Genomic DNA, 22944 nt, shown 5'->3' on the forward strand with positions numbered 1-22944 from the left:
GCTCTGCTTAGCCCAGCACCACATTGGCGGCGCTCTCCGGCAGATCCTCGCCGAAGGCGCGCTGGTAGAACTCGGCCACCACCGAGCGCTCCAGTTCGTCGCATTTGTTGAGGAAGGTCAGCCGGAACGCCATGCCGATATTGCCGAAGATCTCGGCATTCTCGGCCCAGGTGATGACGGTACGCGGGCTCATCACGGTCGACAGATCGCCATTGATGAAGGCCGAGCGCGTCATGTCTGCGACGCGCACCATCTTGTTGACGATGTCCTTGCCCTTGCCGTCGCGATAGTGCTTGGCCTTGGCCAGCACGATATTCACCTCATTGTCGTGCGGCAGGTAGTTCAGCGTGGTGACGATCGACCAGCGGTCCATCTGCGCCTGGTTGATCTGCTGGGTGCCGTGATAGAGGCCGGTGGTGTCGCCCAACCCGACCGTGTTGGCGGTCGAGAACAGCCGGAACGCCGGATGCGGACGGATGACGCGGCTCTGGTCGAGCAGCGTCAGCCGACCAGACGATTCCAGCACGCGCTGGATGACGAACATCACGTCCGGACGGCCGGCGTCATACTCGTCGAAGCACAGCGCCACATTGTGCTGGTAGGCCCAGGGCAGAATGCCGTCGCGGAATTCGGTGATCTGCAAGCCGTCCTTGACCACGATCGCGTCCTTGCCGACGAGGTCGATGCGGCTGACATGGCTGTCGAGATTGACGCGCACGCAAGGCCAGTTGAGGCGGGCCGCGACCTGCTCGATATGGGTCGATTTGCCGGTGCCGTGATAGCCCGAGACCATGACGCGCCGGTTGTAGGCGAAGCCGGCGAGGATCGCCATCGTCGTCGCCTTGTCGAAAAGATAGTCGGGATCGATGTCGGGCACATGTTCGCTGGTGACCGAATAGGCCGGCACCACCATCTTGGAGTCGAAGCCGAATTTGTCCTTCACCGACACCGTGGTGTCGGGTAGGTTGGCGATGTCGCGATCGACCTTGTTCATCTCTATCCACGTCTCCACGGGCGAAACGACTGATTTCGCCGGCAATCGATTTTCTCCGGGGGCGGTCTTAGAGCCTTTTCCACCCTTATGAAAGTTGGAAAACGACACGAACCGTTGGGTCGCTCAGCACAAACCCGCCTGCTTGAGCACGCGATAGGCCTGGAGCACATCGCGGAACCGGTCTTCCGAACCTCTGTCGCCGCCATTCGCATCCGGATGGTGACGCTTCACCAGTTCCTTATAGCGCGCCTTGATCTCCTTGCCAGTCGCCTTTGTATCAAGGCCAAGCGTTTCCAGCGCCTTGGCCTCAAGCGGCTTGGCCTTGCGCTCGCGCACCTCGCGGGGATCTTTCGGCCCCTTGAACAGGTCGAACGGGTCGCGCATCCGGTTGTAGTAGCCGGCGCGGCCGGAGCGCATCTGCGCCATATCGGGAGACGAGCGCGTCGAGGCGCCGTTGACGCCCATCTTCCAGGTCGGCCGATGGCCGGTCATCGCCTCCTTCTGGAAACGGGCGACCTCGGTGTCCGGAACGCCGGAAAAATAGTTGAAACCCTTGTTGTACTCGCGCACATGGTCGAAGCAGAAGCGGAAATACTCGCCCTCCTTCATGCGCCCGACCGGAGCGCGATGGGTGCCCGCCTCCTTGCAGCCATCCCACTGGCAGATCGGCGCGTGCGACTTCAGCTCCGCGTCCTTCTCCTGGCGGATGCGGATCTTCTCGAAATATTTGGGATACGGCTTCATCTAACCCATTTATGGGGCGTTCGCAGATGCGAAACAAGAATTGACATTTTCGCGATGATCGCCCTAACCGCTGAATCGCGGCATAAAGCAGGCGAAGGACCGATTTTGTTGAAGCGCGACATGCAACGAAGTCGGTTCGGCTTCCGCGATCCCGCTGGCGATATGTGGTGAAGGGAGACGGCAATGTCCATACAGGCAACCATGGAAGACAAGTTGAGCAAGGCATTTTCGCCGGAGCGGCTGGTCGTCATCAACGAAAGCCATCTGCACGCCGGCCATCATCATGTGGAATCCGGCCACCAGGCTACGTTCGACGGCACCGGCGAGACGCATTTCCGCGTCCGCATTGTTTCGCCGGATTTTGCCGGCATGAGCCGCATCGAGCGCCACCGCGCGGTCAACGCGCTTTTGGCCGACGAATTGAAGGCTGGCCTGCACGCGCTGGCGATCGAACCGGCGGCTCCCGGCGAAAAGACGCGCTGGTAGGCCGGTCCTCCTCGCTCCTCGCGGTGACGTTCAGAGCTCCGTTTCGATGCCGCAATCACCCAACCGCCGATTTCAGGAATGCCAGTGCCGCCCCGGTCAAGGCGTCGCCATCCTCGCCGAAATCGCGGTTGATCGACATGTGCGTATAGGCGCTGCCGTCGAACAGCGTCACCTTGGTGCCGGTGGCGCGCAAGCGCTCGGCGAACGCCTTGGAGTCCCCGTCCCGGCCCGAAGCGCCTGAGTAGGCGATGAAGGTCGGCGGGTGCTTGCGGCCATCTACATAACTGGCCGGCGACAACGCCGCCCATTGCGCGGGATCGGGGAAGGCCCGCGCATAGGCCCCCGCCATGCCGCCATTCCTGGAAAGCGCGGTGAGGTCATAGGCCCTGGTGTCGTCGAGAAGCAGCGCGGCGACACCCGGTAGACCGCCGCGCATGCCGGTCAGCGCAACGAGGTGGCAACCGGCCGAATGGCCCATGGCCACGATGCGCCTGGCATCGCCGCCATGCCGGGCAATGTTGGCGCGGACATAGGCATAGGCCTTTTCGACATCGTCGGCCTGGGTGGCGGCCTCCGCTTCGGGCAGCATGCGATAGTCGATGGAGACCAGGCAAAACCCGTTGGCGAGCAGGAAGGCCGGCTTCGCGTTGACCTGCGAGCGCTTGCCGGAGCGCCAGGCGCCGCCATGGACGAAGAAGACGACCGGCAATCCGCGTGCGCCATCCGGCGCATAGATATCGAGCTTGGCCGGCCCGTAATCGAAGGTTGTCGGCACGGGTTGGCGCTGGCCCCATGCGACCGATGTGCCCAATGGCAACATCGCCGCCGCGGAGACCAGAATAAGGCTTCGTCGATCGATCATCGCAATCTCCCGATCGTTGGGCCCGATATGTAGACGAGGAATGCCCGCACGCACCACGAGCATCCCGTTAGACTTGGGAGTGCTCAACGATCTGATTCAACACCGTACCAGCCGCATCAATGCACTCGCTTTGCCGTTCGGTTCACGAAATCGATATTTGCCCTTGACGGTCTCCTCTGGCCATCACCACCTGAGATATCAGACGAGCATTGTAACTGTGTGCTGTCCAAGTTCGATGCAGATACACGCTCTCTCTCCAATGTGGAGGGAACCACAATGCATCCCGGTAGTTGAATGAGATGAGCCGGGCGGCAGCCAGAATGGCTCTGAGGGCAACCATCATGGGTGAGAACCAGTCCGACGTCTTCGATCTGTTTTCGGAGATTTATGCAAACGCGGGCCAGGAGGAAATAAGCCTCCAGCAGTATCTCCTTGCCTGCCGGGAAGACAAGTCAATGTATGCCTCGGCGCCGGAACGGATGGTCGAGGCAATCGGCGAGCCGAACCTGGTCGACACCAGCAAGGACGAGCGGCTCGGCCGCATTTTCTCCAACCGCACGGTCAAGGTGTATCCCACCTTCTCCGATTTCTACGGAATGGAGGATACGATCGAACGCATCGCCGGCTATTTCCGCTATGCGTCGCAGGGGCTCGAGGAGCGCAAGCAGATCCTCTATCTCCTCGGCCCTGTCGGCGGCGGCAAGTCCTCCCTGGCCGAACGGCTGAAGAAACTGATGGAGGAACGCCCGATCTACACGCTCAAGGCCGGCAATCAGATCAGTCCGATTTTCGAGTCGCCGCTCGGCCTGTTCCATCCCGATCGCATGGGCGATCTGCTGGAGGACAAATACGGCATAGCCCGGCGTCGCCTCAACGGCATTATCTCGCCCTGGGCGGCCAAGCGGCTTGATGAATTGTCTGGCGACATTTCCAAATTCAGCGTGGTGAAATTGATGCCCTCGCGGCTGCGCCAGATCGCTATAGCCAAGACGGAGCCTGGCGACGAGAACAATCAGGATGTCTCGGCTCTGGTTGGCAAGGTCGACATCAGGCAATTGGAGGATTTCAGCCAGTCCGATCCGGACGCTTATTCCTACAGCGGCGGGCTGAACCGGACCACGCAAGGCCTGCTCGAATTCGTCGAGATGTTCAAGGCGCCCATCAAGGTCCTGCATCCGCTGCTGACGGCGACCCAGGAAGGCAGCTATAACGGCACCGAGAATTTCGGCGCCTTCCCCTATCAGGGCATCATCGTTGCCCATTCCAACGAATCGGAGTGGCAACAGTTCAAGAACAACAAGAATAATGAGGCCTTTCTCGACCGCATCCTCGTGGTCAAGGTGCCGTATTGCCTGCGGATCACCGAAGAAAGGCATATCTACGAGAAACTGTTGCGCGAGAGCGAGCTGGCCGGCAGCCCCTGCGCACCTGAAGTGCTGGATATTCTCAGCCGGTTCACGGTCTCGACCCGTCTTGCCGAGCACGACAATTCGCCGCTCTACACCAAGATGCGCGCCTATGACGGCGAAAACCTCAAGGAGGTCGACCCCCGGGCCAAGTCGGTTCAGGAATATCGCGACGCCGCCGGCGTCGACGAGGGCATGACCGGCGTAAGCACGCGCTTCGCCTTCAAGATCCTGTCGCAGACATTCAACTACGACACCAACGAGGTCGCGGCGGATCCCGTGCACCTGATGTACATCCTGGAAGAGGCGATCAAGCGCGAGCAGTTCCCAAAGGAGACGGAAGCGAGCTATCTCGAGTTCATCAAGTCGGAACTGGCAACGCGCTATGCCGAGTTCATCGGCCACGAGATCCAGAAGGCCTATCTGGAATCGTACAGCGAGTATGGCCAGAACCTATTCGACCGCTACATCGCCTATGCCGATGCCTGGATCGAAGATCAGGACTACAAGGATCCCGATACGGGCCAGATCCTCAATCGCGAGATATTGGACAAGGAATTGTCGCAGGTCGAAAAACCGGCCGGCATCGCCAACCCCAAGGATTTCCGCAACGAAGTGGTCAAGTTCACGCTGCGTGCCCGGGCACGCAACCACGGCCGCAACCCATCATGGACAAGCTACGAAAAGCTGCGCGAGGTTATCGAGAAGCGCATGTTCGGCCAAGTCGAAGATCTTCTGCCGGTGATCAGTTTCGGCTCCAAGCAGGACAGCGTCACGGAAAAGCGGCACAATGAATTCGTGCAGCGCATGGTGCAACGCGGCTACACCGAGCGGCAGGTACGACGGCTGGTCGACTGGTACATGCGCGTGAACAAGGCGGGCTGAGAAAAGCCCGGATGGTTCCATGCCGATCTTCATCGACCGCCGCCTCAATCCGAAGGACAAGAACCTGGGCAATCGCCAGCGCTTTCTCAGGCGCGCGCGGGAAGAACTCAAGCGGAGCATCCGTGACCAGATAAGGACGGGCCGGATCGCCGATGTGGACAGCGGGCATGCCGTGCCGATGCCTCACAGAGGCACCAGCGAACCGACCTTCAGCGATGCCAGGGACAGCGGCCGGCGCCAGCACATCCTGCCAGGAAACAGGACGTTCATTCCCGGTGACCTGGTGCCCAAACCCGGGCAGGGCGGCGCAGGCTCCTCGTCGCCGGGAAACACGGCATCCGAGGACGACTTTCGCTTCGTGCTTTCGCGCGAGGAAGTTCTCGACCTCTTTTTCGAGGATCTCGAACTGCCGGATCTGGTCAAGCTCAATCTCAAGCAGATACTCGCATTCAAGCCAAGGCGGGCAGGTTTTGCGGCAACAGGATCACCGACCAACATCAATGTCGGGCGCACGATGCGAAACAGCCACGCCCGCCGTATCGCGCTTGGGCGCCCAAAGCAGCCGGAGCTGGATGAGATCCTCCGGCAGCTCGCCAAACTGGAATCGAAGCCGCCAAATGCCGCGACCCGCGAACGCATCTTGACTTTGCGGGAGGAACTCGAGCGGCTGGAGCGCCGCCGAAAGCGCATTGCCTTTGTCGATCCCGTCGACATCCGCTTCAATCGCTTCGACCCGCAGCCGGTGCCGAATGCCAGCGCCGTCATGTTCTGCCTGATGGACGTCTCCGGGTCGATGGGCGAGCGCGAGAAGGATTTGGCCAAGCGCTTCTTCGTTCTGCTGCACCTGTTCCTGACCCGACGCTATGAGCGCACGGAGATCGTCTTCATCCGCCACACGCACGAGGCCCAGGAGGTGGACGAAGAGACATTCTTCTACTGCACGCAAAGCGGAGGCACGGTCGTTTCCACCGCGCTGGAGGAAATGCAACGCATCATAGAACAACGCTATCCGGCCACGGAGTGGAACATCTATGCCGCCCAGGCTTCGGACGGCGACAATTTCGCCACCGACTCGCAGCGCTGCATAGAACTGCTCCACGGCAAGCTCATGCGCCTGTGCCAGTATTTCGCCTATGTGGAGATCATCGACGAACGCGAAAGTCATATTTTCGGCTCGACCGAAAATGGCACCTCGCTCTGGCGCGCCTATAGCGCCGTCGAGCAAAAATGGCCGAACTTCCAGATGAGGCGCATCGCCGCTCCGGCCGATATCTACCCGGTATTTCGCCAGCTTTTCGCCAGGCAGCCGGCTATGGCCAAGAGCGCGTAAGGGGTGCCGGATGGCTGGCCAGGCCAACAAATCGGGGTTGCTTTTCTCCGGATCCGACTGGGATTTCAAAAAGCTGTCGCGGGTCTATGAGGAGATCGAGGCGATTGCGGTCGACCAGCTTCATCTCGACACCTATCCGGTGCAGATGGAGGTCATCTCTTCCGAGCAGATGCTCGACGCCTACTCGTCGGTCGGCATGCCGCTGATGTACCGGCATTGGTCGTTCGGCAAGCATTTCCTCTACAACGAGCTTCTCTATCGCAAAGGCGGTCGCGGGCTGGCCTATGAATTGGTCATCAATTCCAATCCCTGCATCGTCTACCTGATGGAGGAAAACACCATGGCGCTGCAGGCCTTGGTGACCGCCCATGCAGCACTTGGACACAATCACTTCTTCAAGAACAATTACCTTTTCCGCCAATGGACGGATGCCGGAGGAATCCTGAGCTATCTGGACTTTGCCAAGGGCTACATCGCCCGGTGCGAGGAGCGGCACGGCCTGGCTGCCGTGGAAGCCATTCTCGATTCCGCACACGCGCTGATGGAGCAAGGCGTGTTCCGGTATCACCGGCCGCCGAAACTGTCGTCGGAGCAGCAGCGCGAGGGACTTCGCGAGCGCCTCGAATACGAGGAGCGTTCCTACAATGACTTATGGCGCACCCTGCCGCCCGCGCAGGACGCCGACAACTCCGAAGCGGGCGATGAAGGCGTGTCGGAGCGGAAGAAATCGCTCAATCTGCCCGAGGAAAACCTGCTCTATTTCCTTGAGAAGAACAGCCTTGTCCTCGAACCCTGGCAGCGCGAGATCCTCAGGATCGTCCGCGTCATTGCGCAGTATTTTTACCCGCAGCGGCAAACCCAGGTGATGAACGAAGGCTGCGCCACTTTCGTGCACTACACGCTCATGAACATGCTGTTCGACCGTGGCCGGATCACCGAAGGCGCGATGCTCGAAATCCTGCGCAACCACTCGAACGTGATCTTCCAGCCATCCTTCGACGACCAGCGGTTTTCCGGCATCAACCCCTACGCGCTCGGGCTTGACATGATGCAGGACATTCAGCGCATCTCGACCGAGCCGACAGCCGAAGATCGCGACTGGTTCCCGGACATAGCCGGCCGTGGCGACTGGCTTGAGACGCTGCTCGACGCCTGGGCCAACCACCGCGACGAATCCTTCATTCGCCAGTATCTCAGCCCGACCTTGATACGAAAATGGCGGCTCTTCGTCCTGGCCGATGGAGCCGACCAACCGCACTACGAAGTCGCATCGATCCACAACGAGCGGGGCTACAACAACATACGCGCCGCGCTGGCCCACAGCTATGATGTGGGCGCGAGCCGGCCCGACATCCAGGTTGTGGACGTGGACCTGCTCGGCGACCGGCATTTGCGGCTACAGCACAAGGTGAAGAATGGGGTCGTGCTGGAGAATGACAGCCGCGACGCGACCCTTCGCCACATCCGGCATCTCTGGGGCTATGAAGTCAGCTTGGCGGCCGTCGACGCCGACACCGACGCAATGGTCGGCGAACGCTCGACCAAGGACTGTTGAGCATCAGGGATGACGCGGTTGTGCGTGTCTGCGACACGATGGACCGTTCAGCTGTCGCCTGCCGGCCTGATCCTGAGCCTGGCGACGCGGTTCTTGTCGCGTTTCATGACGATGAAACGCTTGCCGTGGAAGGTGAAGGCCTGCTTCTCCTCGGGGATCGACTGCGTCTCATGGATGACCAGGCCGGCGATGGTGGTTGCCTCCTCGTCCGGCAGGTCCCAATCGAGCGCCCGGTTCAGGTCGCGGATCGGCACGGTTCCGTCGACGACGACGGAACCGTCCGCCTCCTGCTTGACGCCCTGTATGTCGACATCGTGCTCGTCGGCGATCTCGCCGACAATCTCCTCGATGATGTCCTCCAGCGTCACCAGCCCTTCGACCTCGCCATACTCGTCGACGACGACGGCGAAATGCGCCTTGCGGCGCAGGAAGGCGTTGAGCTGTTCCTGCAATGTCGTGGTATCGGGCACGAACCAGGGCTTTGACGCGATCTTCATCACATCGATCCTGGAGAAGTCGTTGCCGACATCGTTGAGGGCGCGCAGCAGATCCTTGGCGTGCAGCACGCCGACAATGTTGTCGAGCGACCCCTTCCACAAAGGCATGCGGGTGTGCGGGCTCTGGAGGATCTCGCGCACCACGGCTTCCGGCGCATTGTCGGCATTGACCGAGCGCATATTGGTGCGGTGGACCATGACGTCGGAAACTTCGAGCTCTTCGAGGTCGAACAACCCGCCGACGCGGTCGCGCTCCTCGCGCACCACCTGGCCGTCACGGCGGAAATCGTCGACGGCGCCGCGCAGCTCGTCCCCGCTCGAACGCTGCGGCTCGATGCGCGACAGTTCATAGCCGAAAGCGGCAAGCAGGCGCGTGCGCATGGCGACGGCCAACACGATGAGGACGGCAAGGACAGCGACGACGATCCAGCCGGCCCCGTTCATTTCGGACGGCTCTCTTGCCTGTCAAGACGGCTCTTTTGCTTGTCCGGACGGCTGCCTTGCCGGCCCGGATGGCCTTCCGTCGCGCTCGGGTGGTTCTCCCTGAGGAACGACAGCACTTCCGAGGCCGGCACGTCCTTCGCGATGAAGGCCTCTCCGATGCCGCGCGTCAGGATGAAGGTCAGCGCGCCGCGCGACACTTTCTTGTCCTGGGTGATGAAGCCAAGCAGCGCATCGGCGTCGGGCAGTTCGCCCGGAATGTCGGCCATCCGCCACGGCAGTCCCACCGTGTTGAGATGCGCCTCGACTCGCGCCGCATCGTCTGGACTGGCCAGGTTGAGTCGTGACGAGAAGCGATGCGCCAGCGCCATGCCGATGGCGACCCCTTCGCCATGTACGAGGCGGGCGCCGTCATATCGGGTGGCGGCTTCCAGCGCATGGCCGAACGTGTGGCCGAGATTGAGGAGCGCGCGGTCGCCGGTCTCGAACTCGTCGCGGGCAACGACATCGGCCTTGGCGCGGCAGGCCTCGGCGATGGCCTCCACCCTCTCCGGTCCGCCGGCGAACACTCTGGCCCAGTTTTTCTCCAGCCAGGCGAAGAATTCGGGCCGGTCGATCAGCCCGTATTTGGCGAGTTCGGCGTAGCCGGCGCGAAATTCGCGGATCGGCAGCGTATCGAGCACTCCGGTATCGGCCAGCACCAGCTTCGGCTGGTGGAAGACGCCGACCAGGTTCTTGCCGCGCGCGCTGTTGATGCCGGTCTTGCCGCCGACCGAGGAATCGACCTGCGCCAGGAGCGAGGTCGGGATCTGCACGAAGTTCATGCCGCGGCGCACGATGCCGGCGGCAAAGCCGGCCAGGTCGCCGATAACGCCGCCGCCGAGGGCGATGACGACATCGCCGCGTTCCAGCTTCGCGGCCAGGACGCCGTCCACCACCGCTTCGAGATGCGCGAAACTCTTGGTTTTCTCGCCGGGCGGCAGCGTGATCACGGCGGGCTCGATGCCGCTCTCCAGCAGACCGGCCTTCAGCGTATGGAGATGCGCCGCCGCGACGTTTTCGTCGGTCACGACTGCGGCGCGTCGGCCCGGCAGGCGGCGCGACATCTCGGCGCCGGCGCGCGACAAAAGCCCCGGCCCGATCAGGATGTCGTAAGCCCGCTCGCCGAGTCCGACCTCGACGGCAACGGCTGCGTTGGCGTTCACGGTTCGACCTCGCCCGCGGGAGTGGTCTGGGCGATATCGAAATGCCGGCACAGCGCCTCCACCACCTCGGCCGCGATGACTTCCTTGCGGTCGTCGCGGGTCGGCACGGTGACGTCCGATGTCGCATAGACCGGATAGCGTTCACTCATCAGCCGCTCGAGCACGCCACGCGGATCGGGGCTCTTCAGCAGCGGCCGGTTCTGTTTCTTGGAGACCCGGTCCATCAAAAGGTCGAGTTCGGCCTTCAGCCATACCGACACGCCATGTGCCGCTATCGCCTCGCGCGTCTGTGCGTTCATGAAGGCGCCGCCGCCGGTCGACAGCACCTGCGGGCCGTTTTCCAGCACGCGCAGGATGACGCGCTGCTCCAGCGCCCGGAACTCGGTTTCGCCATAGCGTTCGAACAGTTCCGGAACGGTCATGCGCGAGACGCTTTCGATCTCCTGGTCGCTGTCGATGAAAGGCAGCGCCAGCACGCTGGCGACCTTGCGGCCAATCGCGGTCTTGCCGGCGCCCATCAGGCCGACAAAGACGATGGAGCGGCCGCCGAGCCTGCCCAGCAGCGCGGCATGGCTCCCGCCCGGAGGATTTGCTGGTAGCGCGTTCATCAGCCTCGAAGCCCTCTTTGCCGGCGTATCGACATGAAAAGCCCGGTTGCGTCAAGCGCACTGAGGCAGGCTGGCCTCCCGCGAGCGAGGAACCAGCTGCATTGGAAGTTGCCGGCGCGCTTCAGCTTCTTGCTTGAATTGGCCGGATTGGCGTCCCATAAGGGCACAGGGTTTGGAAACGCAGAACAAGAAGACGGGCGAAGATTGATGCCGACACTGTTTCGCCTTGTCGTGATAACAGCGATTCTGGCGGGCATCGCCTATGGTACGATGTTCGCGTTGGTGATGTTCGTCGAGCCGAAAAAGGCGGAAATGAGCGTGCGCATCCCTGCGGAAAAGCTGAACCCAAAGAAAAACTGAGCCCGAAGAAAAACTTCAGGAAATGAACAGCGCTGCCCGCATCGAAGCCTTTCTGGAGATGATGAGCGCCGAGCGGGGTGCCGCCGAAAACACGCTTTCCTCCTATCGCCGCGACCTCGATGACGCTTCGCAGGAAATCCCCGGCGGTCTTGCCGGCGCCGGCGCCGAAGACATCCGCGCCTATCTCGACGACATCGCCGCACGCGGCTTCGCCCCGACATCGCAGGCACGCAAATTGTCGGCGATCCGCCAGTTCTTCAAATTCCTCTACGCCGAGGGCCTGCGCCGCGACGACCCGACCGGCACGCTGGACAGCCCGAAAAAAGGCCGCCCGCTGCCGAAGACCATGAGCGAGGCCGACACCGGCCGGCTGATCGACCGCGCCGCGCAGGAGGCCGGCGATGCCGGGCTCGGCGACAGCGACAGGCTGGCGGCGCTGCGTCTGCACGCGCTGGTCGAAGTGCTTTATGCGACAGGCCTGCGCGTTTCGGAACTGGTCGGCTTGCCGGTGACGGTGGCGCAGCGCGACGACCGTTTCTTCATGGTGCGCGGCAAGGGCGACAAGGAGCGCATGGTGCCGCTGTCGGCCAAGGCGCGCGCGGCGATGCGAGCCTGGCTCGCCGCCCGGGCCAAGGTGCCCGCTTTCGCTGACAGCCCGTTCCTGTTTCCTGCCGCGTCGGACAGCGGCTACCTCTCGCGCCAGGTCTTCGCTCGCGACCTCAAGGGGCTGGCGGCCCGGGCCGGCATCGCCTCGGCCAAGGTCTCGCCACATGTGCTTCGCCATGCTTTCGCCAGCCATCTCTTACAGAACGGGGCTGATCTCAGGGCCGTCCAGCAACTGCTTGGCCATGCCGACATATCGACGACACAGATCTATACCCATGTGCTGGAGGAGCGATTGGTGCGGCTGGTCAACGATCATCACCCGCTTGCCGACTAGACCTCATATCGCTATGTGAGGGCGACGTTCCATCGCCCGGAGCCCCGGATTTCAGGGTCCCGCCAGTCTTTGCTTCCGACGTATCGGTCCGCCCAAGCATGTACAACTACCTCGATTTCGAAAAGCCGGTGCAGGATCTGGAACTCAAGATCCTGGAACTGAAGAAGCTTGCCGAGAACGGCGAGGCGGTCGATGTCGCCGACGAGATCAGCAGGCTCGAGAAGCGGTCGCGCGATGCCCTGCGCGATCTCTACAAGGCATTGACCCCATGGCAGAAGGTGCAGGTGGCGCGCCATTCCGACAGGCCGCACTGCGTCGACTACATCAAGGGCCTGTTCAGCGATTTCACGCCGCTCGCCGGCGACCGCAATTTCGGCGAGGACCAGGCGATCGTCGGCGGCTTTGCCCGGTTCCGCGGCGAACCGGTAGCGATCCTCGGCCAGGAGAAGGGCTCCGACACGGCGAGCCGGCTGAAGCACAATTTCGGCTCGGTGCGCCCCGAAGGCTATCGCAAGGCCGTGCGGCTGATGGAGCTTGCCGACCGCTTCAAGATCCCGCTGCTGACATTGGTCGACACGGCCGGCGCCTATCCCGGCGTCGGCGCCGAGGAGCGCGGCCAGGCCGAAGCCATTGCCCGTTCGACCTCGGCCTGCCTTGCGCTCAAGGTGCCATCGATTTCGGTTGTCATCGGTGAAGGCGGTTCGGGCGGCGCCATTGCCATCGCCACCGCCAACCGCGTCTACATGCTGGAACATGCCATCTATTCGGTGATCTCGCCCGAGGGCGCGGCCTCCATCCTGTGGCGCGACACGACGCGCTCCAAGGACGCGGCGACCAACATGAAGATCACCGCCCAGGACCTTCTGGAACTGAAGATCATCGACGCCATCATTCCCGAACCGATCGGCGGCGCCCAGCGCGCACCCGAAACGGTGATTGCCGCGACGGGCGATCTCATCGCCAGGACGATGAAGGATTTTGCCGGCGCCAACATGGATTTTCGCGAGCAGCGCCGCGAGAAGTATCTGGCAATGGGCCGCAGCCTCTGACCACGATTTGGCGGCTCAACCGGGCCGCCGCAAGCCGCCTCCACGGCAACGCTCCACGGCAATGTGGCGGCGATGAGCAATTTCGCCACAAAAATGCCGCCGGATTCGGTTCAATGGAATTGCCGTGAGGGGTGGCCGAGGCTTGCGGTAAGGAATTTTCAAGGTTAACGGGCTTACGGTCCGTCTGTGTTCAGCATGCGGGCTCGGCCGTTTCGAAGCCATTGGCCCGAAAGAGAAGACGTAGCCTTATCCATGTTTGCCAAGCTTGCCCGCACCGGAATTCTCATCACCGCGATAGCCGTCGCCGGCTGCAATGATTCGTCGATGAAGGATTTTGCCCCGGAGGCCAACAAGCCCCTGCCCGACAAGATCCTGGCCGACATGAGGGCCAAGGGCATGGTGCGCACCTCCTCGGTGATGGCGCGCATCTTCAAGGAAGAGGGCAAGCTCGAAATCTGGAAGGCCAAGACCAACGGCCGCTACGACATGGTCGCCAGCTACGATATCTGCAAATGGTCGGGCAAGCTGGGGCCGAAATACACCGAGGGCGACCGCCAGGCGCCGGAAGGTTTTTATACCGTGCGTCCGGCGCAGATGAACCCGCGCTCGAACTATCATCTGTCCTTCAACATCGGCTATCCCAACGCCTATGACCGCGCCAACGGCCGCACCGGCTCCAACCTGATGGTGCACGGCGCCTGCTCGTCTTCGGGCTGCTATTCGATGACCGATGCCCAGATCGAGCAGATCTATGCGTTCGGCCGCGATGCCTTCCAGGGCGGCCAGACCGAGTTCCAGATCCAGGCCTTCCCGTTCCGCATGACCGCCGCCAACATGGCGCGCTACCGCAACGACCCGAATTACGAATTCTGGAAGATGCTGAAGGTCGGCTACGACAATTTCGAGATCACCAAGGTACCGCCGAAAGTCGACGTTTGCGAGAAGCGCTACGTCTTCAACCAGGTGGCTCCCGAAGGCACCACATTCAATCCGACCGGCCCCTGCCCTGCGTCCACGCAGCCGGATTCGCTGAAAAGCGCCTACAGTGCTTATCAGAGCACGTATGAGGCTGCGTTCAACGGCGCCCTCAAGGCAAGCACGCCGGCGCCCAAGCCCACCATCGCCGGCATCAAGGAAGCCAGCATCGTCTCCGACTGGTCCAAGCGCCGTGCGCGCGGCGAGCGCGTGCCGATCGACCCGCCATCGCTCAACTCGGACGGCTCGGTCACCGAGACGGCGCGCATGGGCCGCATCGATTCGCCCGCCGGCCGCAAGATGGCCGCGCTCGATGCCGAAAAGGCCGCGAAGCAAAAAGCCGAGGAGCAGCGGCTGGCCGCGATAGAAACTGCCAAGCAGGCCAAGGCGCAAGCGCTGGCCGAAAAGGAAGCCGCCAAGGCGCAGGCGCTGGCCGAAAAGGAAGCGGCCAAGACCGCCAAGGAAGCCCCTGTCGCCACCGCGACGATCGAAGCGCCGGCCGAGCCCGCACCGCCGGCCGAAACGCAGGCCGCGAGTGCCGACGAGAGCCGCGTGACGAGGCTGAAGAACAAGCTGCTCGGCATGTTCGGCGGCTGACATTTTTCGCCGTGACCGACGTCACCGTCTACGATCTGAAGGGGCTGAACTGCCCTTTGCCGGTGCTGAAGGCGAAGAAGCGGCTGGCCGGGATGCGGCCCGGCAGCCGGCTCTGGCTGGAAACGACCGATCCGCTCGCGGTTATCGACATTCCGGCGTTCTGCGCCGACTCTGGTCATCATCTCGTAGAGACATCCGCCATATCAGGCGGTCACCGCTTCCTGGTCGAGCGCGGCGAATAGCTGTCGTAAAGGTCAGCGTCCCGCGATCGCCAGGGGATTGTTCTCCAGCGCCGCGCGGTCGGGCGTGTCGATCGAGGGCCGGTTGGTGAAGGCGGCAAACAGTCGCCTTACATAGTCTTCGGGCATGTCGAGCGTGATCAGCACCAGCCGGATGCCGCGCTGGCCGTCCGGCCAGGACGGCAATCGAGCCGGCGGATGCAGGATTTTCTGCACGCCATGCACCACCAGCGGCCGCGACGGATCTTCCTCGAGTTCGATGACGCCCTTCATGCGCAGCAGGCGCTCGCCATGCGTGGAGCGCAAAAGATCGAGGAACATCTCGATGGCCGAGAACGGCACCGGGCCGTCATGCACCAGGGAGTGGGTGCGGATGCGCTGATCGTGCCGGTGCCCGTGGTCGTGGCCGTGCCCGTGGTCATGCCCGTCATGATCATGATGATCATGGTCATGCATCGCCTCCTCGCCGAGCCAGCGCCGCACATCGGCGGATTTGGTCGCCGGGTTATAGAGGCCGCAGTCGAACAGCGCCGCGACGCTCGTTTTCGCATCGTCGACAGCCAGCAGTTCGGCGCCCGGATTGATCTGCCGCAGCCGCGTCCGCAGCGCTTCCGGTCCATCCGGACCAGCGACCAGGTCGGTTTTGGAGAGCACGATGCGGTCGGCGACGGCGACCTGCTTGACCGCCTCGACATGGGCGTCGAGCGTGGCATCGCCGTTGACCGCGTCGACCAAGGTGATGACGCCGTCGAGCCGGAAAGCCTGGACCAGTGCCGGATGCGCCATGATCGATTGCAGCACCGGTGCCGGATCGGCAAGGCCGGTGGTCTCGACGATGACGCGGGCAAGGCGGGCGATGCGGCCGGTCTGCAGCCGGTCGACCAGATCGGCCAGCGTGTCGACCAGTTCGCCGCGTACCGTGCAGCAAAGGCAGCCGTCCGAAAGCTGGATGATGCCGTCGGACGCCTGTTCCACCAGCAGGTGATCGATCGCCACTTCGCCATATTCGTTGATGATGACGGCCGTGTCGGCCAGCGCCGGGTCCTTCAGGAGCCGGTTGAGCAGCGTCGTCTTGCCGGCGCCGAGAAAACCGGTCAGCACGGAAACAGGGATGGGAAAACCGCTCATTGCCTAGTTCGCAACCTTGACGGGTTGGTCGCCCTGCGCAGCCGAGCCCGCCACCGTCGGGCCGGCGCCGGGCGCCGGTCTGTCCGGCCGCCAGGTCGGAATAGGCACGTCGGCATATTCCTGGCTGCCCTGGGCGAGCATGGCCAGCGGGGTCGGGCCGGTCGCGCCGCCAAGCCCGACGGCAACCAGCGTCGGCACATGGTCGAGCTTTTCCTGGTAGGGCGATTTCGGCACGTTCTTGGCGACGGCGGGCGGCGCCTCGGACTGCTCCGCCGGCGCCTTCTTCTTGCAGACCTCGTCCCGCACGTCGTTGGGCGAGATGGTATCACCGTAGGGCGCCAGCGTGGCGATCGTGGCTGAGCCGGCGGCAGGCGTATCGAAACCCTGGTCGAGCAGTTTGGCCGCGGCCTCGGCACGGGTGATCGCCGACTTCTCGCCGAGCACCACCGCCACCAGCGTGCGGCCGTTGCGGGTCGCCGAACCGATCATGTTGAAGCCGGAGGGGCAGACGAAGCCCGTCTTCATGCCGTCGGCCCCGGGATAGCGGCCGATCAACAGGTTGTAGTTGGGGATCGCCCTCTTGCCCACAGCAAGCCCCTCGATCGAGAACCACGGCGCATACTGCGGAAACTCGCGGCGGATCGCCGTCACCAGCACGGCCAGGTCGCGCGCTGTGGTGTACTGGTCCGGCGAATAAAGCCCGTTCGGATTGACGAAATGCGTTCCGTTCATGCCGAGCCGGACCGCTTCGGCGTTCATGCGCTCGGCAAAGGCTGCCTGCGATCCCCCGATATTCTCGCCGACGGCCATGGCGATGTCGTTTGCCGACTTGACCAGCATCATCTTCAGCGCATTGTCGAGCCGCATCACCGAGCCTGGCTTGAAGCCCATCTTGCTCGGCGGCTCGGCGGCGGAATGTTTCGTTACCTTGATCGGCGAATCGAGCCGGACCTCGCCGGCCGCTATCGCCCGGAAGGTCACATAGGCCGTCATCAGCTTGCTCAGCGATGCCGGGTACCAGCGCTTGAACGCGTCCTGATGCTGGAGGATCTTGCCGCTGTTCAGGTCGAACAGCACGACCGGGTTGGCCAGCACCGGCCCGGCCAGCGCCGAGAACGCCACGGCGCCCGCGCAGAATAGTTTGAGGAAATGCCTGTGCCGCATGATCGAATCCGAAATCGCCTCTTGCCGTAGTCGCCCCTGGCTCCGTAAGATTTACGCGATCGCCAGCAAAATGAGTCCGCCCTCAAAAACGGACCGCATTGTTGCGGTGCTATTTACTCTATGTGACGTCAACATGGCAAAGTGCCTGACGATCACAATTGCAAGGCAGCGGACCTGCCCCAACAGCGAGATGGAACCATCATGCCAATCCTGAACCGTGCCGCCGAAATGCAGGACGAGGTTGCCGGCTGGCGACGACATCTGCACCAGACCCCGGAATTGAATTTCGACGTCTTCAAGACAGCCGCCTTCGTCACCGAGAAGCTGAAAGCCTTCGGCTGCGACGATGTGGTGACGGGGCTGGGCAAGACCGGCGTCGTGGGCATCATTCGCGGCCGCCAGGGCGAAGGCGCCACCATCGGCCTGCGCGCCGACATGGACGCGCTGCCGCTCAACGAGATCACCGGCAAGCCCTATGCTTCGACCGTTCCCGGCAAGATGCATGCCTGCGGCCATGACGGCCATACGGCGATGCTTTTGGGTGCGGCGAAATATCTCGCCGAGACGCGCAATTTCGCCGGTTCGGTGGCGGTCATCTTCCAGCCGGCCGAAGAAGGCGGCGGTGGCGGCAACGAGATGGTCAAGGACGGCATGATGGAGCGTTTCGACATCGCGAAAGTGTTCGGCATGCACAACATGCCGGGCCTGCCGGTCGGCCAGTTCGCCATCCGGCCGGGCCCGATCATGGCGGCGACCGCGGAATTCACCATCACCGTGAAGGGCCGCGGCGGCCATGCGGCGATGCCGCACGGCACGATCGATCCGATCGTCATCACCAGCCAGCTGGTTGGTGCCCTGCAGACGATCGCCTCGCGCAGCACCGACCCGGTCGAAGCCGTGGTGGTGTCGGTGACCAAATTCCATGCCGGCGACGCCTACAACATCATCCCGGAATCGGCCGAGATCGCAGGCACGGTGCGCACCTTGCGCAAGGAAATCGCCAAGAAATCGGAAGAGCGCATTCGTGCCATCTGCGACGGATTGGCCACGGCGTTCGGCGCCAAGATCGAGGTCGATTACCAGGCGAACTACCCCGTAACCTTCAACCATGCGGAAGAGACGGTTTTTGCCAGCGACGTCGCGGCAAACGTCGCCGGCGACGCTCATGTCCACCGCGGCATCCAGCCGGTGATGGGCGGCGAGGACTTCTCCTACATGCTTGAAGCCAGGCCCGGCGCCTTCATTTTCATTGGCAATGGCGACACCGCCGGCCTTCACAACCCGGCCTATGACTTCAACGACGAAGCCATCCCGCACGGCATGAGCTACTGGGTGAAGCTGGCCGAAACCGCGCTCGCCGCCTGAGGCCTGGCGGCGGCAGGGGCGGGCCGATTGTGTTCGGCCCGCCCCTTGGCGAAACGATCGGAAGCGGCTATGTGTCGGGCCGCGTGGTCCCGTAGCTCAGTAGGATAGAGCGGCAGATTCCTAATCTGTAGGTCACAGGTTCGATTCCTGTCGGGATCACCACGTTTTGCTGCTTAAGCCGGATACTGTCGGACCTGAATCGGACTGAAACCAGAGCCGATCACCGGGGTCGCATCGGTCATCTGTACGGAACCTGCATGCGGATTTCTACCCTTCGAATAACGTCAGAAAAGCGCTTGCAGACGTTCCGACAAATCGGAAATTGGGTGATTGGTTGGAGCCCGGTCGACGGACCGCAGCGGTCCCGTCCGGGATGAGGTTCAGAGCCGTTCCAGCGTCAGCATGCCCGGATCGCCCTTCCAGGCTTTGGAAAGTTCGTCCGCGGCTTTCGTTGCGGCGGCAGTATCGCCTTGGGCCTCCGCCGCCTGCTGCAGCCCGAACAGTGCCCAGGCGCTGCTGCGTGCGCGGTGGAGCGCCGCCACAAACTCCTTCGCCGCGTCCGCCGGCTGACCGTTCTTGAGGAGGGCGGCACCGAGGGACTGCCGCACGGGATAATACCAGTACGGAGGCTCCATGTAGGGGATCGTGTCCTCCGTTTCGACCGCTTTCTTCCAGAAGGCTATCGAGCCGCCGACGTCATTCTCGGCCTGCGCAGCGCGGGCACGTACGACATCTTCGGCCACTTGCAGGACCGACAATGCCGGGATTCCCCAGGCATCGTGCACCGACCAGTCGGTTTCCTGAGCGATCTTGTGGATGGCGTCCGCCTCGACTCGCGCGCCCGAGGCGTCCTTCTTCTCGGCCAGGGCGACGCCGCGCGCATAGTGCCACATCGATGTGATGTAAGGCGGCGCGCCGGCCGGCTCGGCCTTAGCCAGGATCGCATCCGGTTCGGCATATTGCGCCCAGGCGAAATACGGAGCTGCCTTCACCGGCTGCACGATCGGTATTGCCGTGGCCACCTCGTTAGTCAGAAACTTGTCCAGCTTCTCAGCCTCTGCAAGCACCGTCTTCGAGTCACCGAGGAGCTGGGCCGAAACCAATACGAAGTGCACGTTGTGGGAATAGTAGCCGAGCGGATAGACACCGGTAGCGCCGGTTTCGGCGAGATAGGTCTCGTCCACTTTCGAGGCAGCTTCGTTGGACTTCAGCGAATCCGTGTAGCGGCCGACGCGATAGTAGATGTGGCTCGGCATATGGACGATGTGTCCGGCCCCCGGCATCAGCGCTGCTAGCCGGTCCGCGTAGGGCTCGGCGCGCTCCGGACGATCCGAGGCCTCAACAAGATGAATGTAGAGGTGAATAGCCATCGGATTGTCGGGCTTCCTGGCGAGAACGCCTTCCAGCCGCCTCTGGATGTCGGCGGTGCGGCCCTTGGGTTCCTTGCCGCCCGGCTGCCAATAGTCCCAAGGCTGCGTGTCCATGCCGGCCTCTGCGGCCAGCACAGCGAGTTCGAGATCGTCAGGATATTTGTCGGAAAGCGCCGCAGTTGCATCGGCGAAGGCGGCGTTCAGGGTGTTTCGATCGGCCTTGGGATCTTCGGAATACCGCGTGGCGACCGCCTCGATCAGTCCCCGCTCCTTCTCGGTGGCACCGGATGAAAGCGCCTGCGCCTTTCGAAGAGCAGTGATCGCTGGTGCATTTGCGGTGGGATCCATCGGCACGTTGATGTTCGGGCCCAGGACCAGTGCCTCGCCGAGGAAGCACATCGCACAGTCGGGATCGAGGCTTTGTGCCTTGCGGAAGGCGCGTCGCGCCTCCGCGTGATTGAAGTTGGTAGCGAACCGCAGCCCCTGGTCAAAGTATTTTTGGGCATCGGCGCTCTTTGTGCTGATCGGATAGCTCAGGGAGCCCAGGTCATCCCACAATGGCGGCTGGGCCTCCTCGTAGGCCTTCAAGTCTTGCGGGGCCAGTGATTGGCCGGCAGCGGCCAGAGCGACGCAGTGTGTGATGTCGAGTTCCCCCGGCAACGATACTCTTGGCGCCGCAAGCTGCGACTGCAACGGACTGTCCGCGGCGTAAGCAATGGCAGCACCTGTGCCGAAACTCATTAAGGCAATAGCTGTCCATCCTGCACTTGGCAGGCAAGCACGCAGTTTCATCTGAACCTCCTGGCGTTCGGTACGATCGGCAAGCTCCGATCAGCCCTGTCTTTCCAATTCTCGATCGGAGGTGCGGGCGTTGATGATCCGCCTCGCGCCGCCGTTTGGCAATATATTTCCTACTGCTAATGTAATAGCCGACGCGATGTTTTCTGCTCACCTCTTCGGCCCGAACGCACTAGTCGGACACCAGAGGGATTCAGGCACGCGCCGTTGCAAAAACCAAATATCGTCTGACCGCCCGCCCCGCTTGAGACGTATCGGATCGAGACCGGCGCCTGTTGTTGTGAAGTGCCACGGCCCCGATTCAGCGCAGAGTGCAACCCTTGGACCGTCAGGGCTTCACCCGAACGGGTGACACCGCGACTTCAATGCGTGGAGGACCCTTGGTATCGGGACAGGAGCTTCGCGAGTTCCGCCTGACTTCCGGTGCTTGTTTTCGAGAATATTGCACGGAGCTGGGTTCTGGCGGTTTCACGGCCAATTCCCAGGGCAGAGCTTGCCGCGCCGATACCTCGGCCATCGGCAAGGCGGCAGGCCAGCCGCGTTTCGGCTGCTGTTAGTTGAAAGGCGTGCCTTATCAGTTGCTTGGGTAGCGCCGGTTCGGCCACAAGATCGGTAAAATAGAGGAGCGCGTCTCCGCCGTTAAAGAGGTCATGGACGAACGAGGTCATCGGAATGGCTTCAGCAAGAAGCCATGGCGAACCCTCGCGAGCAATCAAAACGGCCTCCCGTCGCTCAAGTCGCCGCATTGGCTGACCACGCCTGCGATCAATTTCTGCAAGCGTGAATCACTGGGCCGATCTGCCGCCCGCAGACGACCACCGTGGATAACGAGGCCAGTACCAAGCAGAGCTTCCGCGTGTTTATTGTAGCGGGTGACGCGGCCTCGGCAATTCAGCAACAGCGCTGCGCTTCCCATCCGATCCAGAATGGCCAGGTTCGGTTCGACTGCCGTTTCCCAAACCTTTTCCGCAGCACTGATGATGCGAACCATCGACGGAACGATCGCCAAGAAATCCTCGGCTTCATTCCGGTAGAATGGCCCCTTATGAGCGTCACGAAACATCGAGAGCATCCACCTTCGATCCTTCACCATGAAGTCTATTGCAGCCCACCATTCCCGGTCGCCTGGACGCGCGATTTCTTGGTAATAAGGGAGAACCTCGCGCTCATCACGAGTGGTGATCTCATCCTCGACAACGAAGCTGTCTGTCAGTTTTGCCAACCTCTTGCGCGGTCTACGTTCATGCGGATCGGGAGCACCTTCGATTCTTTCGATCCAAAGGGCGGCGAATTCGGCATGTTCGGTCGAATCGGGTCTGAGCGCGGTCGGCGATCGCTGATCGCTACGAAACGGGTGAGTTGGATCGCAGGTGCGGATAACGCAACTTGTGGCTGCTAGGGAGTGGGCCAGCATTTGAAGCGCTGCGGGCCACTGCCTAAACTCGAACGCGGCGTCGTAGCAAGCCTCGATCGCAGCGGCAATGTTCCGATTGTCGGACATAGGATTTGCGTCGCGATCCCGGTTTCTCGCCCTTTTTCTCCTCATGGCCCGTTAACGGCCCTCCAGCTACAGGCCCCGCAACCGGCTCCGGCCAGGGATGTTTATTTCCCGCGGCCATGCTCGACAGACGGTCAGCTGAGGACCTATCGTCAGACTGACGCATCGAATGAGAGATAGCTACATTAGCATAATAGCCACGCAACTTCACCGATGCTTCTCGACGAAATCTCTGCACGCAGGTGAAAGCCGTTCGATCTGGCTTTCAAGGTCGCATTTACCCATCGGTTTCGTCGGGCAAAACCGTGCGTAGTCGCGGCGACATCCCTTGCCTTCGAAAATTTTGAAAGATCTTACCTGCGTAGGGTTTGTTGCGTTGACTGAACTGGGTATCAGCCCGGTTTCGATCTCCATCGCACCGTCACGACTTGACCCCTTGCTTCCACCC

Annotated in this window: 22 protein-coding genes and 1 tRNA gene; 11 read left to right on the forward strand and 12 right to left on the reverse strand. The window is 62.3% G+C overall.

What is annotated here, in order from left to right; all coding sequences use genetic code 11:
• Positions 1-7: 7 nt before the first annotated feature.
• Both cobS and FJ940_RS25575 read right to left on the reverse strand, forming a co-directional pair.
• A complete protein-coding gene (gene cobS / locus FJ940_RS25570) occupies positions 8-994 on the reverse strand; it encodes a cobaltochelatase subunit CobS (RefSeq protein WP_140500761.1) in 987 nt (328 codons plus the stop codon).
• 123 nt (positions 995-1117) lie between these two features.
• Entirely contained in the window at positions 1118-1738 is a 621-nt protein-coding gene (locus FJ940_RS25575) for a J domain-containing protein (RefSeq protein WP_140500760.1), read from the reverse strand.
• A gap of 183 nt (positions 1739-1921) precedes the next feature.
• Here FJ940_RS25575 and FJ940_RS25580 point away from each other — a divergent pair, with 183 nt between their 5' ends.
• Complete coding sequence (locus tag FJ940_RS25580) at positions 1922-2224, forward strand: BolA family protein (protein ID WP_140500759.1); 303 nt, start codon at positions 1922-1924, stop codon at positions 2222-2224.
• 55 nt (positions 2225-2279) lie between these two features.
• Here the strand turns inward: FJ940_RS25580 and FJ940_RS25585 are convergent, their stop codons facing one another.
• Positions 2280-3086 carry an alpha/beta hydrolase gene (locus FJ940_RS25585; protein WP_140513908.1) on the reverse strand — a complete coding sequence of 269 codons (807 nt, stop codon included), beginning with the start codon at positions 3084-3086 and terminating at the stop codon, positions 2280-2282.
• Positions 3087-3427: 341 nt separating this feature from the next.
• On the opposite strand from FJ940_RS25585, the gene FJ940_RS25590 reads away from it, so the two are divergent.
• From FJ940_RS25590 to FJ940_RS25600, 3 genes are read left to right on the forward strand one after another with little or no spacing between them, the layout of a single operon-like run.
• Positions 3428-5377: a PrkA family serine protein kinase gene (locus tag FJ940_RS25590; RefSeq protein ID WP_140500854.1), complete on the forward strand. Its 1950-nt coding sequence runs from the start codon at positions 3428-3430 to the stop codon at positions 5375-5377.
• 19 nt (positions 5378-5396) lie between these two features.
• Positions 5397-6707 (forward strand): YeaH/YhbH family protein, encoded by a 1311-nt coding sequence (locus FJ940_RS25595; protein ID WP_140565840.1) that lies wholly within the window; start codon positions 5397-5399, stop codon positions 6705-6707.
• A 10-nt stretch (positions 6708-6717) separates the two neighbouring features.
• On the forward strand, positions 6718-8262 hold the full coding sequence (locus FJ940_RS25600) for a SpoVR family protein (RefSeq protein ID WP_140500756.1): 1545 nt from the start codon (positions 6718-6720) through the stop codon (positions 8260-8262).
• A 47-nt stretch (positions 8263-8309) separates the two neighbouring features.
• Here FJ940_RS25600 and FJ940_RS25605 read toward each other — a convergent pair whose 3' ends face one another.
• Genes FJ940_RS25605 through FJ940_RS25615 form a run of 3 tightly spaced genes read right to left on the reverse strand, consistent with a single transcriptional unit; the run spans position 8310 to position 11013 of the window.
• Positions 8310-9203 carry an HlyC/CorC family transporter gene (locus FJ940_RS25605; protein WP_140513910.1) on the reverse strand — a complete coding sequence of 298 codons (894 nt, stop codon included), beginning with the start codon at positions 9201-9203 and terminating at the stop codon, positions 8310-8312.
• A complete protein-coding gene (gene aroB, locus FJ940_RS25610) occupies positions 9200-10405 on the reverse strand; it encodes a 3-dehydroquinate synthase (RefSeq protein ID WP_246671086.1) in 1206 nt (401 codons plus the stop codon). Before aroB ends, FJ940_RS25605 begins: the two co-directional genes overlap by 4 nt.
• Positions 10402-11013: a shikimate kinase gene (locus FJ940_RS25615; RefSeq protein WP_140513911.1), complete on the reverse strand. Its 612-nt coding sequence runs from the start codon at positions 11011-11013 to the stop codon at positions 10402-10404. The genes aroB and FJ940_RS25615 overlap by 4 nt, the downstream gene beginning before the upstream one ends.
• 207 nt (positions 11014-11220) lie before the next feature.
• Between FJ940_RS25615 and FJ940_RS25620 the strand changes: the two genes are divergently transcribed.
• The 5 genes from FJ940_RS25620 (at position 11221) to FJ940_RS25640 (ending at position 15176) form a co-directional block, all read left to right on the forward strand.
• The gene (locus FJ940_RS25620; protein WP_140513945.1) at positions 11221-11373 is read left to right on the forward strand and encodes a histidine kinase; all 153 of its coding nucleotides are present in this window, start codon (positions 11221-11223) and stop codon (positions 11371-11373) included.
• A gap of 22 nt (positions 11374-11395) precedes the next feature.
• Positions 11396-12313 carry a site-specific tyrosine recombinase XerD gene (locus FJ940_RS25625; RefSeq protein WP_140513912.1) on the forward strand — a complete coding sequence of 306 codons (918 nt, stop codon included), beginning with the start codon at positions 11396-11398 and terminating at the stop codon, positions 12311-12313.
• 98 nt (positions 12314-12411) lie between these two features.
• Positions 12412-13362: an acetyl-CoA carboxylase carboxyltransferase subunit alpha gene (locus tag FJ940_RS25630; protein ID WP_140500751.1), complete on the forward strand. Its 951-nt coding sequence runs from the start codon at positions 12412-12414 to the stop codon at positions 13360-13362.
• 252 nt (positions 13363-13614) lie between these two features.
• Positions 13615-14934 (forward strand): murein L,D-transpeptidase family protein, encoded by a 1320-nt coding sequence (locus tag FJ940_RS25635; RefSeq protein ID WP_140513913.1) that lies wholly within the window; start codon positions 13615-13617, stop codon positions 14932-14934.
• Positions 14935-14945: 11 nt separating this feature from the next.
• Complete coding sequence (locus FJ940_RS25640; protein WP_181168327.1) at positions 14946-15176, forward strand: sulfurtransferase TusA family protein; 231 nt, start codon at positions 14946-14948, stop codon at positions 15174-15176.
• Positions 15177-15188: 12 nt separating this feature from the next.
• On the opposite strand, the gene FJ940_RS25645 is transcribed toward FJ940_RS25640, so the two are convergent.
• Positions 15189-16301, reverse strand: coding sequence for a GTP-binding protein (locus FJ940_RS25645; protein ID WP_140513915.1), 1113 nt, complete (start codon positions 16299-16301; stop codon positions 15189-15191).
• Between the two features lie 3 nt (positions 16302-16304).
• Entirely contained in the window at positions 16305-17465 is a 1161-nt protein-coding gene (locus tag FJ940_RS25650) for a D-alanyl-D-alanine carboxypeptidase family protein (protein WP_140513916.1), read from the reverse strand.
• A gap of 201 nt (positions 17466-17666) precedes the next feature.
• Between FJ940_RS25650 and FJ940_RS25655 the strand changes: the two genes are divergently transcribed.
• Together FJ940_RS25655 and FJ940_RS25660 are read left to right on the forward strand one after the other, a co-directional pair.
• Positions 17667-18830 (forward strand): M20 aminoacylase family protein, encoded by a 1164-nt coding sequence (locus tag FJ940_RS25655; RefSeq protein WP_140513917.1) that lies wholly within the window; start codon positions 17667-17669, stop codon positions 18828-18830.
• Positions 18831-18915: 85 nt separating this feature from the next.
• Positions 18916-18992: transfer RNA gene (locus tag FJ940_RS25660), tRNA-Arg, on the forward strand.
• Positions 18993-19210: 218 nt separating this feature from the next.
• Here FJ940_RS25660 and FJ940_RS25665 read toward each other — a convergent pair.
• The 4 genes from FJ940_RS25665 to FJ940_RS28635 all read right to left on the reverse strand — a co-directional run.
• A complete protein-coding gene (locus tag FJ940_RS25665; RefSeq protein ID WP_140525778.1) occupies positions 19211-20992 on the reverse strand; it encodes a hypothetical protein in 1782 nt (593 codons plus the stop codon).
• 368 nt (positions 20993-21360) lie between these two features.
• Positions 21361-21714 carry a helix-turn-helix transcriptional regulator gene (locus FJ940_RS25670; RefSeq protein WP_140658279.1) on the reverse strand — a complete coding sequence of 118 codons (354 nt, stop codon included), beginning with the start codon at positions 21712-21714 and terminating at the stop codon, positions 21361-21363.
• Positions 21711-22499 carry a hypothetical protein gene (locus FJ940_RS25675; protein ID WP_140658281.1) on the reverse strand — a complete coding sequence of 263 codons (789 nt, stop codon included), beginning with the start codon at positions 22497-22499 and terminating at the stop codon, positions 21711-21713. Before FJ940_RS25675 ends, FJ940_RS25670 begins: the two co-directional genes overlap by 4 nt.
• Positions 22500-22703: 204 nt before the next feature.
• Positions 22704-22944: hypothetical protein (locus FJ940_RS28635; RefSeq protein ID WP_210239954.1), on the reverse strand; the 241-nt coding region annotated here is incomplete at its 5' end.

Origin of the sequence: Mesorhizobium sp. B2-3-7 (assembly GCF_006442695.1) — a bacterium.
In the GTDB taxonomy this organism is placed as follows: domain Bacteria; phylum Pseudomonadota; class Alphaproteobacteria; order Rhizobiales; family Rhizobiaceae; genus Mesorhizobium.

What these genes read in the sequence shown, in the direction of transcription:
- FJ940_RS25585 (WP_140513908.1), bottom strand. Translation starts at nt 3,086, where the DNA reads ATGATCGATCGACGAAGCCTTATTCTGGTCTCCGCGGCGGCGATGTTG.
- FJ940_RS25615 (WP_140513911.1), bottom strand. Translation starts at nt 11,013, where the DNA reads ATGAACGCGCTACCAGCAAATCCTCCGGGCGGGAGCCATGCCGCGCTG.
- FJ940_RS25665 (WP_140525778.1), bottom strand. Translation starts at nt 20,992, where the DNA reads ATGAAACTGCGTGCTTGCCTGCCAAGTGCAGGATGGACAGCTATTGCC.
- FJ940_RS25600 (WP_140500756.1), top strand. Translation starts at nt 6,718, where the DNA reads ATGGCTGGCCAGGCCAACAAATCGGGGTTGCTTTTCTCCGGATCCGAC.
- FJ940_RS25655 (WP_140513917.1), top strand. Translation starts at nt 17,667, where the DNA reads ATGCCAATCCTGAACCGTGCCGCCGAAATGCAGGACGAGGTTGCCGGC.
- FJ940_RS25605 (WP_140513910.1), bottom strand. Translation starts at nt 9,203, where the DNA reads ATGAACGGGGCCGGCTGGATCGTCGTCGCTGTCCTTGCCGTCCTCATC.
- FJ940_RS25645 (WP_140513915.1), bottom strand. Translation starts at nt 16,301, where the DNA reads ATGAGCGGTTTTCCCATCCCTGTTTCCGTGCTGACCGGTTTTCTCGGC.
- FJ940_RS25590 (WP_140500854.1), top strand. Translation starts at nt 3,428, where the DNA reads ATGGGTGAGAACCAGTCCGACGTCTTCGATCTGTTTTCGGAGATTTAT.
- cobS (WP_140500761.1), bottom strand. Translation starts at nt 994, where the DNA reads ATGAACAAGGTCGATCGCGACATCGCCAACCTACCCGACACCACGGTG.
- FJ940_RS25630 (WP_140500751.1), top strand. Translation starts at nt 12,412, where the DNA reads ATGTACAACTACCTCGATTTCGAAAAGCCGGTGCAGGATCTGGAACTC.
- FJ940_RS25620 (WP_140513945.1), top strand. Translation starts at nt 11,221, where the DNA reads ATGCCGACACTGTTTCGCCTTGTCGTGATAACAGCGATTCTGGCGGGC.
- FJ940_RS25575 (WP_140500760.1), bottom strand. Translation starts at nt 1,738, where the DNA reads ATGAAGCCGTATCCCAAATATTTCGAGAAGATCCGCATCCGCCAGGAG.
- FJ940_RS25650 (WP_140513916.1), bottom strand. Translation starts at nt 17,465, where the DNA reads ATGCGGCACAGGCATTTCCTCAAACTATTCTGCGCGGGCGCCGTGGCG.
- FJ940_RS25635 (WP_140513913.1), top strand. Translation starts at nt 13,615, where the DNA reads ATGTTTGCCAAGCTTGCCCGCACCGGAATTCTCATCACCGCGATAGCC.
- FJ940_RS25675 (WP_140658281.1), bottom strand. Translation starts at nt 22,499, where the DNA reads ATGTCCGACAATCGGAACATTGCCGCTGCGATCGAGGCTTGCTACGAC.
- FJ940_RS25580 (WP_140500759.1), top strand. Translation starts at nt 1,922, where the DNA reads ATGTCCATACAGGCAACCATGGAAGACAAGTTGAGCAAGGCATTTTCG.
- FJ940_RS25595 (WP_140565840.1), top strand. Translation starts at nt 5,397, where the DNA reads ATGCCGATCTTCATCGACCGCCGCCTCAATCCGAAGGACAAGAACCTG.
- FJ940_RS25625 (WP_140513912.1), top strand. Translation starts at nt 11,396, where the DNA reads ATGAACAGCGCTGCCCGCATCGAAGCCTTTCTGGAGATGATGAGCGCC.